The sequence below is a fragment of the Peribacillus sp. NPDC076916 genome (genome assembly GCF_050269675.1).
Taxonomy (GTDB): domain Bacteria; phylum Bacillota; class Bacilli; order Bacillales; family DSM-1321; genus Peribacillus; species Peribacillus aracenensis.
In genome coordinates, this window is record NZ_JBNNIU010000002.1 from 698,619 (window position 1) to 711,757 (window position 13,139).

The following is a 13,139-nucleotide window of genomic DNA, read 5'->3' on the forward strand; positions in this document are numbered from 1 at the left end:
TTGGGCATGCAAAAGCAAAATGCAGGAATACATCATATAACCGCAATTGTAGGCAATCCTCAAGAGAACGTGGATTTTTATGCTGGAGTATTGGGACTGCGTATGGTGAAGAAAACCGTTAATTTTGATGACCCTGGAACCTATCATTTGTATTTCGGTGATGAATCAGGTTCTCCGGGAACTATCATCACTTTCTTTCCTTGGCCTGGGGCATACAAAGGGAGAATTGGCTCAGGACAAGTGGGGGTTACAACATATGCTGTTCCGGAAGGATCAATGGGTTTCTGGGAAATGCGTTTAGGTAAATTTAACATAGACTTTGAAAAAGTTTCACGTTTCGGCGAGGAATATCTGGAATTCCAAGACCCACACGGTTTGCAACTTGAACTGGTTGAGCGTAAAGAAGGGAAAAATAGCGAGTGGTCATTCGGCGGTGTACCAGCTGCCAAGGCGGTCAAGGGATTCGGTGGTGCCGTATTATTGACGTCAAAACCGAACAAAACGATGGAACTATTAGAGAAAGTGATGGGCCTGCAAAAAATTGGGGAAGAGCGCGATTACATTCGCTTTAAATCCACATCGGACATCGGAAATTTGATAGATGTTAAAAAAACGGTTTTGCCAAATGGGAAGATCGGAGTGGGAACTGTCCATCATGTTGCATGGCGTGCAATCGATAATGAAGATCATAAAGAATGGCGGGAGCATATCGCCAACCATGGCTATGGTGTGACACCCTTTACAGACCGTCAATACTTCGATGCCATTTATTTCAGGGAAGATGGAGGCATACTTTTTGAAGTTGCCACAGATCCTCCTGGCTTCGCTCATGATGAAACGAAGGAAACGATGGGCAGTAATTTAATGCTGCCGCCATGGCTGGAAGAAAAAAGGGCGATCATGGAGAAAACGTTACTGCCGGCAGTGCCGAGAGTACTTGAGGAGGATAAATGATGAAGCATATTTTTCAAAAAGGAAGTAATCCAGAAGCGCCATTGCTTTTGCTTCTACATGGCACTGGAGGAACGGAAACAGATCTCTTGCCATTAGCGGAAATGGTTTCACCAGGATCATCCGTATTGAGCGTAAGGGGAAATGTGCTTGAAAATGGAATGCCTCGTTTTTTTCGCCGATTATCAGAAGGGGTTTTTGATGAAGAAGATTTGATCTTTCGTACGAAGGAGCTTTATGACTTCTTGGAATCAGCGTCCAAAAAGTATGACTTCGACCGTGAAAGAGTGGTAGCATTAGGTTATTCCAATGGTGCAAATATAGCGGCAAGTTTGCTGTTCCATTTCGAAGGGGCATTACTAGGAGCGAGTCTTCATCATCCAATGGTGCCTAGACGAGGGATTGCATTGCCTTCCCTTTCGGATATACCTGTATTTATTGCTGCAGGTAAAAACGATCCGATTTGCCCGGCAGCAGAAACTGATGAGCTTAATAACCTTTTGCTGCAAGCGGGTGCTATAGTGGATGTTCAGTGGGAAAATTACGGTCATCAGTTAACACGGTCAGAGGTTGAGGCAGCGGGTTCATGGTTTCAAAAGAACTTTTTATAAGAATGGGAGGGAATGAAGATGATTTCTGTTAATCCTGAAAGTCTGACTGAACGGGATAATTATAAGTTTTTGACTGGAAGCATCATACCGAGACCTATAGCCTTGGTTACGACAAAATCCGAAACAGGTACAGTCAATATAGCGCCGTTCAGCTTTTTTAACATAGTCAGTTCAAATCCTCCGATGATTTCCGTTTCTGTCCAACGGAAAGAAGGGGTTTCAAAGGACACTGCCCGAAATGCAATTCAAACAGGTGAATTCGTTGTTCATATCACTGATGAGAATAATGTAGCTGATGCAAATCGAACAGCGAAGGAACTCCCGTCTGACGAAAGTGAATTGAGTCTGACCCATTTCACGACAGCTGTTAGTGATAAGGTATCCGTACCAGGATTGCAAGAAGCGAAGGTACGCTTTGAATGTACATTAGAGCATGCGATACCTATGGCGGGTTCCAAGGATAAACCAGGTTGCGATTTATTGATAGGGAAAATAGTCTGCTATCATATCGTGCAAGATATTTACCATAACGGTCGAATTGACCAGAATGGGCTAAAACCTGTAGCAAGATTAGCGGGTCATACTTATACAAAACTAGGGGAATTATTTGAATTAGAACGTCCTTAAGTTATAAGAAAGAAAAAATGGCGTCATCTTTTTAAGATGGCGTCATTTTTTTAGATCAAAATTATCCCAGTTAGCTTTAGCTGCAATTTTAATGCGGTAAGCGACTGTTCGAAATTGAGCAACCATTTCATAATTATGCCGCCCGGCGTTGCAGGTGTATCCAAGCCTGCTGCAAAAACAGGAAAAAGGGAAATTAAATCATATTTTATGATAGCTTGGGAAAACTAAACAAACAATGATTAGAAAGGAGAGAATGAGTATGAGTCGTGGTAAAAGTTTTAATCACAAAGAAAAAGGGCATCCAGGAAATCTACCCGATAATAGAATTAGCGAAGAGAAGGAACATAGCCGGCAATATGAACAAATCGAGGATATTGTCACACATGAAGCTTTCAAAAATCGGGAAAAAGATGACGAGATGCCTTGATTTTTGAGAAACAGTATATCAAATGAGGAAGTTTTAAACATACCAAGATATTGAGCGATTTTTAAATTTCGCTTTCAGCTTTAAAGATGAGACAGCAATTTCTATTTATATACCGAGGAAAACCATAAGCTTTGCTGTGGTTTTTCTTTGATTGCAAATAAATCAAGAGGGAAAGTCGGAGATTACTTAAATAAGCATAGATGGTAGCGAGAAACAGCGGAATACTCATCTTCCCTTGAAGTAAGTTAAAGAAGATAACAGAATAATGATGATGGATGCATTTAATTAGCCGACTTTCTTCTATTATAATTAATAAAACTTAATTTTCTAAACTCGGGTACTATTCAAAAAGCTACAAAGACCTGTTAGTAAGTTTAAGCTGTCATCCAGGAATAATTACATGTAGCGTCAACGATTAATCATAACCGTCATATCCTAACTGTTTAAAGCCATGGGATTTTACAGTCATTCCAGTTGCATCGTGAATATTATAAGTACTTGGTGAAGTGCGGTTCATTCCCCATAACGTCTTAAGCTCAATGTCTGCTATGTTTCTTTTTGTTTATGGCGAATTATTTCCACTTCTCGTTTAGCTCTAATAAAAGCGATGAATTGAATCGTTTCCTCTTCAGAAAGAGAGATTCCATCGACAGCAAGCTTCATATTTGGTGAAGCCGTCAATTCCATGGCTCGAGGTGACTCTGTGGTAATATCTTTAGATGGATAATCCACTCGACCTAGAATGTAATCAGTGGATGTATCATATAAGCCTGCTAATAAATTTATCGTTTCCAATGAAGGACGGCGATGGCCCGATTCGTAACCTGCATAGGTACTCTTGGCTATTCCGAGTCTGTCAGCGGTATATTGCAAAGACCACCTTTTGGCCTTCCTTAATGAAGTTAATCTATTTACGATCATTCTTATTACTCTCCTTTTATATAAATCGATTATAACATCAAATTGGAATAAGCGTACGCGTAATGAATGTTTTTTAGCTTGATTTCACTCTGGAACATGACTATAATAACATGTGATGTACGCGTAACATGTATATAACCAGCAAAAACATCCTTTTCTAAGATGATGAATGATTGTAAAACAGGGAGGCTTTATAGGGGGTAGTTTATTGGGGAAGTTGAAGTCAAAAATGAAGAAGTTGATGTTAATTACTACAGGTGGTACAATTGCATCGTTAGAAGGGAAAAATGGACTGGTTCCAGATATGAAAGCTGACGAATTTTTAGGACACCTGCCGGGATTGGATTTACTTTATCAGATTGATAGTAAGCCTTTGATGAATATTGATAGTACAAATATGCAGCCGGAAGATTGGACAGAAATGGCACAAGCCATCCATGAGCACTACCATGAATACGATGGCTTTGTGATTACCCATGGAACAGATACAATGGCTTACACTTCAGCTGCGCTCTCATATATGTTACAAGATTTAAGGAAACCAATTATCATTACAGGTTCTCAAATCCCAATTGCCTTTAAAAAGACAGATGCCAAAAGAAATATCTCTGATGCGATTCGGTTTGCTTGTGAAGATATTGGAGGAGTATATGTTGTATTTGATGGTAGAGTCATTCAGGGTACTAGGGCCATTAAATTAAGAACTAAAAGCTATGATTCATTTGAAAGTATTAACTATCCATATATCGCTACCATATTCAAAGATAAAATTGAGTATCTAAAGCCAGTTCATTCACCAAAGAAAAAGGAAGCTAAGTTAGATGCTTCCCTATGTACTGATGTTGCTTTAGTTAAGCTGTATCCCGGTATTAAACCTGAATTCTTTGATTCTCTGAAAAATCAATGTCGGGGAATCGTAATTGAAAGTTATGGAAGCGGTGGTATTCCATTTCAAAGAAGAAATATTTTAGAAAAATTGAATGAGTTAGTACAGTGTGGAATATCCGTAGTCATTACTACCCAATGTTTAGAAGAAGGGGAAGATATGGATATTTACGAAGTGGGACGAAAAGTGAATAAGAATGTCATCATTCGTTCCAGAAATATGAATACGGAAGCCATCGTTCCTAAGTTGATGTGGATTTTAGCCAAGACACAGGATCCAAAAAAAGTGAAGGAAATGATGGAAACACCGATTGCAGAGGACATTACATTATAGAACAGACAAAGGGGCAAGAGGAAATGTTGACAGAAGAGAGAACATACCGCATCGAGAAAGACTTTCTAGGGGAAAAGGAAATTCCAGCTGATGTTTATTATGGAATACAAACTTTACGCGCTGTAGAGAATTTTCCGATTACCGGTTACAAAGTCAATGAAGAAATGATTCGTGCACTAGCTATGATTAAAAAAGCAGCCGCTTTAGCAAATATGGATACCAAACGGTTATATGATGGTATTGGAAGCGCTATCGTCAAAGCTTCTGATGAAGTGATCGATGGAAAGTGGCATGAATATTTCATCGTTGACCCAATTCAAGGCGGTGCAGGTACATCGATGAATATGAACATTAATGAAATCGTTGCCAACCGTGCGTTAGAACTCATGGGACACAATAAAGGGGAGTATGTACAAGTAAGTCCAAATAGCCATGTTAACATGTCGCAATCAACCAATGACGTATTCCCAACTGCCATTCATTTATCAACACTAAGACTTTTAGAGCAATTGTTACAAACAATGACCAAGATGAGTACGGTTTTAAAGAATAAAGCAAAACAATTTGATCATGTTATCAAAATGGGACGCACACATCTTCAAGACGCAGTGCCAATTCGACTCGGTCAAGAATTTGAGGCATACAGTCGCGTGTTGGATCGGGATATAAAACGAATCAGTCAATCACGCCAACATTTATATGAAGTGAATATGGGGGCAACGGCAGTGGGAACGGGATTGAACGCAGATCCCCGTTACATTGAAAATGTTGTTAAATATTTAGCTGAAATCAGTAACTTGCCGCTTGTAGGTGCAGAACATTTAGTGGATGCAACCCAAAATACGGATGCATATACTGAAGTGTCAGCTTCATTGAAAGTATGTATGATGAATATGTCTAAAATTGCTAATGATTTACGTTTGATGGCTTCAGGACCGAGAGCGGGATTAGCGGAAATCACTCTTCCAGCACGTCAACCAGGTTCATCCATCATGCCAGGAAAAGTAAATCCAGTAATGCCAGAATTAATTAATCAAGTCGCTTTCCAAGTGATCGGGAACGATAATACAATTTGCTTAGCATCAGAAGCAGGACAACTAGAGTTGAACGTAATGGAACCAGTCCTTGTATTCAATTTATTGCAATCAATTAGCATCATGAACAATGCTTTCAATGTCTTTACAGATTATTGCTTAGAAGGCATTGAAGCTAATGAGCAACATTTAAAAGATTATGTCGAACAAAGTGTTGGTGTGATTACAGCAGTCAATCCGCACCTTGGGTACGAAGTGGTTTCACGTATAGCGCGTGAAGCGATATTAAAAGGCAAATCAGTTCGCGAACTTTGTTTACAATATGATGTGTTGACAGAAGAAGAATTGGATCTAATTCTAAATCCTTATGAGATGACAAAACCCGGTATAGCGGGAGCTTCACTTTTTGAGCGGCAATAACCAGTAAATTAGTAGGAAACAATCTATATGATTTTGATGTAATGACTATGCCTTTAGGACCGTTGGTGTAAAGGCATAGTCATTTATTTTATGTATTCCATTATGAAATGTTACCCAAACCGTTCGGCAACAGCTTCTCGGTATTATTATCTGAATATGCAGATAATATTTGCCATCGATCTAATCATGGAGGGTGTTAACCAATCATAAAAAATCCATCGCCTTTAGAATATATCTAATAGCATCAGCCGCTATTCAATCGCAATTAGATCAATCATTAGGTTGCCAGCAGGGTTAAACCAGTAAACAAGGACTGCGATTAAAGCACCAGGCATAAAGACAATCCCCGACGTTCTTTAAAAACTTTATCCGAGATATAACCGCATAATAAAGTGCCCGGAATGCCTGATGGAAAAGTTTTTACGAATTGAATAATACGCTGCATATCCAATGAAGTTTCCGAGGAAAACTTGTAAACTGAGTTTCTTATTTTCGGAATCTATCTTTCCTTCAGGTAATCTCTCAACTGGTAAAACTGGCTAAAGTAATTTGAGCATCCAATTCCTCCTTAATATGATATTTTTGAACCTAATTGAATTAAGTATTGATGATGACACAAATAAAAACTCATGCTTAATTAGCAACCTTAAAGGTCCTATTTAAGCATGAGTTCTCAAAATCTCCACCATTGTTAGCTTGTATGAATTAACTATCATCATAAGAAAACGGTGTGAGCATTTTTTTGTGCCCACTCGGACAAATGAGGTGCCATTTTCGTCAAGTTAAATAGACTAATATTTCATGCTAAGTTTTTTTAAAAACGAATGGTATGTGTCCAAAGTTCCAATGAATATTAATGGTAAAGGTAAAACTAACTGGAATGACATAAGAATTTTTTCATTTTTTTTAGATATTTAAAATAATGTACTTAGTCACTTCCAGGTGGAAAGGGAGGATACCTTTGAAACAAGTGAATCGTTTTATCAAAAGTGTTACATTTCTAATGCTCGCATTTCTCATGTTTAGTGGTCAGGCTGCTTTTGCTTCATCAAATTCACTATCATCACAATCCACGCCGGACCTTTTGATTCGGCAGATCATGGGTTTGGCCTATGAATCCCAGCAAACCATTAGCAGTGGCCCATTTTCTGTAGGTGATTCATTGAAGAAAGTGGAAAAAGCCTGGGGTGCACCGGAAGATTTAAGTACCGTCGCGGCCAATTATTGGTCCCATAATATCCGTTTCCTCTATGACGGTTCAACAGGAAGAAAAACGATTACCGCCATTGATGATTTTGATCCGCAATTGCAAACCATCCATTTATCCATGTTGAAGGGATTGATTGGTGAACCTGTAAGTGAAGTGGAGCAAGAAGGGATGTACTATGTCACTTATACCGATTACGCAAATTATAAAGTGGTATTCGTGTTTGAAAGCGCCTGGATCAACCCTGATCCAAATTTGAGTATGTATACGGTTGAAATTGCGTCAGATTGATAAGGAACAAGACAAAAAAGAATCGTCCCTATATTGCATAAGGGCGATTCTTTACTGTTAGTATCTTTAAATGGTTTCCTTACCAGAGGGAGAATTTTGTTTAAGAATCTGAGCTTACCGTTCTATTCAATAATATTCAGCCATACATTAAAAAGATGTAAATAGAATGATTAAGGGGGAACTGCTTTGTCAGAAGGTGTGCACAGTATCATTTTACCTGTTTCAATAAAAACGGTTTGGGGATTTGTAAGTAGCATAGATCGTTGGGCACCTCTTGTCCCAGGATATATCAATCATGAGATGATGAATGAGTGGACACTCATCTGGGAGTTTAAAAGCGATTTGGGGTTAATGAAGAAGAAAATAAAACTTGAAGTGAATATATTGGAATGGATTGAACCCGAAAAGGTAACATTTAAACTTAAGGGATTAAATGAAAAATTTGATGGGCATGGCTATTTTTTAGCAGAACAGTGCGGAGTTGGCCAGACTAAAATGACTGGCTGCCTGGCGATTACGGCAAAAGGAGCCAAAGCCCCTATCGTCAATGCTTTGTTAAAAACCTACGTTCCACAAATGACGATTGAGTTTTCTGAGGCAGTTGCACAAAGTCTCCTAGTACAAAAATAGAAATTACATATTGGAGCTATCATTATTGAATTTTGGCACTTGACAATTATACCTAAGTGGTATGTATTATAAATTGTAAGATTTTTTATCAATCCTTCATTTCAACTGAATTTGTTTATGATGGATGTCTGGATAGGATTCATAAGTAATAGGCAAGGTAGGAGGCCTCACATGGAATATGACAATCAGGTTAAAAATAGAATGAAGCGAATAGAAGGTCAGCTTCGTGGGATATTGAAAATGATGGAGGAAAACAAAGATTGCAGAGAAGTAGTAACACAGTTATCTGCCACTAGATCTGCAATCGATAGGACAATCGGGGTAATAGTAAGTTCAAATCTTGTAGAATGCGTCCGGGAGGCTAATGAATCCGGAGAAAAAAATCCCGAAGAGCTAGTGAAAGAAGCTGTGAATTTATTAGTGAAAAGCCGATAAGCAATTATATTTATTGTTATTGTTGGATTGGAAGGTTTAAGACAATAATTAAAAACAATCTGACCAATCTGAGAAATTCTAAATTTCCAGGGTGGGATTTTTTTAAAAGGGGCCTCTACAGGAAGAGGTCCTTTTTTTGAATTCTCTGTTTTCACTTCTGATAAGCAAATCCTTTGATATAAAGAATTTGCATGGTATCCTTAAAGGGATAAAAATTGAGTGAGGGAATACTATGGAATTTACGCATGTTACATCGGTTTTGCTCGGCCTCGTCATCATTCTAAATATTTTATTTGCCACGATTGTCATATTTTTTGAAAGAAGGGAAGCGAGCACCACCTGGGCTTGGTTATTGGTGTTATATTTTCTCCCTGTAGTCGGTTTTATTTTATATCTCCTTTTTGGAACGAGTTTAAGGCACGCCCATTTATTCCAATGGGAGGACAAGAAGAAAATCGGGATTGAAGAAATCCTTGATAAACAGATGGAAGAGCTTTCAACGAATCATTTTCCTTTTCGAAATGCTTCTTCAAGTAATTACCGTGATTTGATTTATATGCATCTCCGGAACAATGATGCCGTGCTTACTGAAGATAATCAAGTCGATATTTTTACGGAAGGAAAAAATAAGTTTGACCAGCTTTTTAAAGATATCGAAGCGGCAGAAAATCATATACACATACAATACTACATCATTCAAAGGGACGGCCTGGGTAAACGATTCATTGAAGCTTTGACTAAAAAAGCGAATGAAGGCGTCAAAGTTCGGCTGCTTTATGACGAGCTCGGTTCCAGAGGGATGACTAAAAGTTTCTTCAGGGAATTTAGGCAGGCGGGAGGGCGAGTGGAAGCATTCTTTCCATCCAAATTAAAATTTATAAATTTACGGCTGAATTTCCGTAACCATCGAAAGCTAGTCATCATTGATGGAAAAGTAGGGTATGTTGGTGGCTTTAATGTTGGTGATGAATATTTAGGGCTTAATCCAAAATTCGGTTTCTGGCGTGATACACACCTTCGAATAAAGGGTTCAGCTGTCAAAGCCATTCAAACCCGATTTATCCTGGATTGGAATCAGGCATCAAAGCACCATGATATAACTTATCAGCCTCATTATTTCCCTGTTTTAAAGCCTCAAGGCAATATAGATTTGCAAATAGTGACAAGTGGGCCAGATTCTGAATGGGAACAAATTAAAAACGGCTATATTAAATTAATATCTTCAGCAAAGAAATCGATTCTCATTCAAACACCTTACTTCATACCGGATGCAAGTTTATTGGATGCACTCAGGATTGCCAGCTTATCAGGGTTAGATGTAAAAATCATGATTCCGAATAAACCTGATCACCTTTTCGTTTATTGGGCAACAACTTTCAACGCAGGGCAGTTATTAAGAGCGGGAGCTAAGGTATACATCTATGATAACGGCTTTATTCATGCGAAGATGATCGTGGTGGACGAAGAGGTCTCCTCGGTGGGGACAGCAAACATTGATGTCCGTAGTTTTAAATTGAACTTTGAAGTCAATGCCTTCATTTATGATGAAGGAATGGCCGAAACACTGACAAGGATTTTTTATAAGGATGTTGAAGTCTGCAGGCAGCTTACAATTGAAGACTTTGAAAAGCGTTCAAAATGGATTCGTTTTAAAGAGTCCATTGCAAGGCTGGTATCACCCATATTATAATTTTTAATTACGGTCCATTACTATATGAACCGCTCAGACTTTAGACAAATTCGTAAAAGCGGGTTTGCCTGCAGTTTTTTTCTTTGATCAACGTTCATAATTTCACAAATCCGTTTCTTTCCGCCGACTGTCTGCCAAGCCTCATCAAAGCAAGCGTTTCACCGGGGTCTCGGCTAGCAAATTTTCGGCAGGTTCACAAATTTCATCAATCCAATGAGGATTTATTTCATATAATTGAAAAAATCATGGAGTATAGCCAATAAGGTTTATAAATTATAGTAATCATCCTTGGTAAGAATAGTGAAAGGAATTCGGAAGGAGACCATTCGGACTCCATTTTGGTACAATAGTTTATATTCATAAAAGGGGGAAATGCCGTGAAAACGTTTATAATCACAGGAGCTTCAAAAGGTTTAGGGGCTGCCATCGCCAAAGGCTGTTTGCAGACGAGTGATCATTGCATCTTAGTTTCCCGTACAGCACATCCTGAAATGCAGCAGATGGCTGACAGATCCGGGAAGAAACTTACATTTATTTCGGTGGACTTGAATGAAACTGAAAAGTTACCTTCCTTAGTCAATGAGATTCTTGCTGCTGTCGATGAAACAAGTGACATTTATTTCATTAATAATGCAGGTGTCATTGAACCGATAAAGCCGGTAGGAAGCCTTGGTAGAGTAAATTTGGAAATGAGCATGCGGGTGAATTTCTTGGCACCCATCGTACTGGCTGATGAATTCGTTAAACAGACAAAGGACTGGAACAGAAAGAAGGTAATGGTCAACATATCTTCAGGAGCAGCAAAAAACCCTTATCATGGCTGGTCAGCCTATTGCAGCACGAAGGCAGGGCTAGAAATGTTTACACGGGTTGCAGGGTTGGAACAGGATAAAACATCTTTCCCTGCGTCTCTCATTTCTTTTTCACCGGGTGTAATGGATACGGAAATGCAAGGGACAATCCGGTCAGCAGACGAACGGGACTTTTCCGATCGAGACAAATTTCATGAATATAAAGAGAATGGCATGTTAAGAAGTCCCGAATTTGTGGCAGATAAACTTTTGCAGCTTCTTGAGGCAGAAGATTTGGAGAATGGGAAGTTCTACGATATTAAGAATTTACTTTGATGTATGGGAGAATGTGAAACGGAAATCAACTGATTGCTTATATTGTGGGGCTGTCCCTTTGGACAGCCTCTTTTTTTGTGATCTTTATTCCAATTAAAATAAAGTCTAAAAAACCAGGATTTCATCATTAGGAAATGTGATAATGCGTTCTATCCAATTGACTGAATGACATAAACTTTTTTTGAAGGGGTTTGGAGGGCTTTTAATGACGATCATTATTGTGAAAAAAGGTGACAGTCTTTGGGGAATTGCCACGAAAAATAAAGTTGACCCATCGAAGATAATTGAAGTAAACGGATTGGAATCAACAACTTTGGTCCCTGGCCTGGCATTGTATATACCTATTGAAAAAACGGTGAATAGGAGGTATCTAATTAAAAGTCAGGATACCCTTACTAAAATTGGCAGTCGTTTTGGTACGAGTGCAGCGGAAATCATGGCGGCAAATCCAGGAATCGTTGCAAACTCGCTAAAAGTCGGTACGGAGATTATAATTCCGTCTCCTTACAAAAATCAATTGATTACGCTGGGTTTTGCCTTCCCGACTTCAGGTGGGGTAGTGTTTAAAACACTTGAGCAGAATGGTGATAAATTATCCTATTTAGCCATTGTAGCTTATTCGTTTACAAGGGAAGGAAATGCATACGTTGATGGTGATGATCTCCCCCTTATTGCGAAATGCGAGCAGACAGGGGTGAAGCCGCTACTGATGATCCGGAACTTCCAAGGTGGTGATTTTGACGCTGATTTGGCTGGTGAAGTCCTTGCCAGTTCAGTATACAGAGCGAATTTAATCAATAGTATGCTTAATTTCGTTAGGGAGAAAGGCTATGGGGGTGTCAGTATGGACATCGAATTCATCCCACCTGCCAGGCGTTCCGATTATGTGCTTTTTTTAAAAGAATTAAAGGAGGGGTTGAACGAACTGATCCTGCATGTGAACGTACATGCAAAAACAGCCGATAATCCTGATAATCGAATTGTAGGCGGGCATGATTATCGGGGGATCGGAGAGGCAGCCGACCTTGTTGCCGTGATGACCATTGACTATGGGTATCCAACTGGCCCGCCTGAACCCATTTCCCCACTTTGGTGGATGGGCGAAGTTCTTCGTTATGCTTTGTCGACTATACCTGAGTATAAACTGCAGTCGGCATTTCCTATGTATGGCTACGATTGGATAATACCAAGCCACGAGACTAAGGCTTTATCAGCTCAAAATGCCCAAAATCTTGCCATTGCAACTGGCTCTGAAATAACTTTTGACACTTCAGCGGCTTCCCCTACCTATTCTTATCGAAGAGAGAATTCGAACCATGTCGTTTGGTTTGAAGATATTCGATCAATAAGCGCAAAATATGAAATGATTGATGCATATGAACTGATAGGTGCTACTTATTGGCAAATCGGTTTGGAATTTCCGCAGAATTGGGAGTTTATAGATAAGAATATCTGGATTATCAAGTAGAATGAATGGGTGTCAGGTAATGAAAGGAAGTTTTATATATTTTTTTTCCTTGTTTGGTTGTGCAGCTTTAATCAGGGGCAA

The 13,139-nt window shown here is 39.1% G+C and carries 13 protein-coding genes and 1 pseudogene; 12 read left to right on the top strand and 2 right to left on the bottom strand.

Translation table 11 applies throughout. The features are described 5' to 3' along the window. Positions 1–6: 6 nt before the first annotated feature. The 4 genes from ACQKFG_RS08360 (at position 7) to ACQKFG_RS08375 (ending at position 2,616) form a co-directional block, all read left to right on the top strand. Positions 7–954, top strand: a complete 948-nt coding sequence (locus ACQKFG_RS08360) for a ring-cleaving dioxygenase (protein WP_427557771.1) — start codon at positions 7–9, stop codon at positions 952–954. Then, positions 954–1,562, top strand: coding sequence for an alpha/beta hydrolase (locus tag ACQKFG_RS08365; protein WP_427557774.1), 609 nt, complete (start codon positions 954–956; stop codon positions 1,560–1,562). The genes ACQKFG_RS08360 and ACQKFG_RS08365 overlap by 1 nt, the downstream gene beginning before the upstream one ends. 18 nt (positions 1,563–1,580) lie before the next feature. Beyond that, entirely contained in the window at positions 1,581–2,189 is a 609-nt protein-coding gene (locus ACQKFG_RS08370) for a flavin reductase family protein (RefSeq protein ID WP_342613989.1), read from the top strand. Positions 2,190–2,448: 259 nt separating this feature from the next. Continuing rightward, positions 2,449–2,616 (top strand): hypothetical protein, encoded by a 168-nt coding sequence (locus ACQKFG_RS08375; protein WP_192205058.1) that lies wholly within the window; start codon positions 2,449–2,451, stop codon positions 2,614–2,616. Positions 2,617–3,162: 546 nt separating this feature from the next. Here the strand turns inward: ACQKFG_RS08375 and ACQKFG_RS08380 are convergent. Beyond that, on the bottom strand, positions 3,163–3,537 hold the full coding sequence (locus ACQKFG_RS08380; RefSeq protein WP_427557777.1) for a helix-turn-helix domain-containing protein: 375 nt from the start codon (positions 3,535–3,537) through the stop codon (positions 3,163–3,165). 229 nt (positions 3,538–3,766) lie between these two features. Between ACQKFG_RS08380 and ACQKFG_RS08385 the strand changes: the two genes are divergently transcribed. Next, positions 3,767–4,756 carry an asparaginase gene (locus ACQKFG_RS08385; protein WP_427558236.1) on the top strand — a complete coding sequence of 330 codons (990 nt, stop codon included), beginning with the start codon at positions 3,767–3,769 and terminating at the stop codon, positions 4,754–4,756. 23 nt (positions 4,757–4,779) lie between these two features. Then, positions 4,780–6,210, top strand: coding sequence for an aspartate ammonia-lyase (gene aspA / locus ACQKFG_RS08390; protein ID WP_349728276.1), 1,431 nt, complete (start codon positions 4,780–4,782; stop codon positions 6,208–6,210). A 257-nt stretch (positions 6,211–6,467) separates the two neighbouring features. Here the strand turns inward: aspA and ACQKFG_RS08395 are convergent. Further along, a pseudogene (locus ACQKFG_RS08395) lies at positions 6,468–6,619 on the bottom strand (glycerol-3-phosphate transporter); the annotation flags it as partial. Between the two features lie 561 nt (positions 6,620–7,180). Between ACQKFG_RS08395 and ACQKFG_RS08400 the strand changes: the two are divergent. The 6 genes from ACQKFG_RS08400 to ACQKFG_RS08425 all read left to right on the top strand — a co-directional run bounded on the left by ACQKFG_RS08400 (position 7,181) and on the right by ACQKFG_RS08425 (position 13,058). Continuing rightward, positions 7,181–7,708, top strand: coding sequence for a DUF4309 domain-containing protein (locus ACQKFG_RS08400; RefSeq protein ID WP_427558239.1), 528 nt, complete (start codon positions 7,181–7,183; stop codon positions 7,706–7,708). A 186-nt stretch (positions 7,709–7,894) separates the two neighbouring features. Then, positions 7,895–8,338: a CoxG family protein gene (locus ACQKFG_RS08405; protein ID WP_192205053.1), complete on the top strand. Its 444-nt coding sequence runs from the start codon at positions 7,895–7,897 to the stop codon at positions 8,336–8,338. A gap of 171 nt (positions 8,339–8,509) precedes the next feature. Then, entirely contained in the window at positions 8,510–8,773 is a 264-nt protein-coding gene (locus tag ACQKFG_RS08410; protein WP_427557781.1) for a metal-sensitive transcriptional regulator, read from the top strand. Between the two features lie 232 nt (positions 8,774–9,005). Then, complete coding sequence (gene cls / locus ACQKFG_RS08415; RefSeq protein WP_192205051.1) at positions 9,006–10,463, top strand: cardiolipin synthase; 1,458 nt, start codon at positions 9,006–9,008, stop codon at positions 10,461–10,463. A gap of 377 nt (positions 10,464–10,840) precedes the next feature. After that, positions 10,841–11,590, top strand: coding sequence for a (S)-benzoin forming benzil reductase (locus tag ACQKFG_RS08420; RefSeq protein WP_427557785.1), 750 nt, complete (start codon positions 10,841–10,843; stop codon positions 11,588–11,590). A gap of 205 nt (positions 11,591–11,795) precedes the next feature. Beyond that, positions 11,796–13,058, top strand: coding sequence for a LysM peptidoglycan-binding domain-containing protein (locus ACQKFG_RS08425; RefSeq protein ID WP_427557788.1), 1,263 nt, complete (start codon positions 11,796–11,798; stop codon positions 13,056–13,058). Positions 13,059–13,139: the final 81 nt, after the last annotated feature.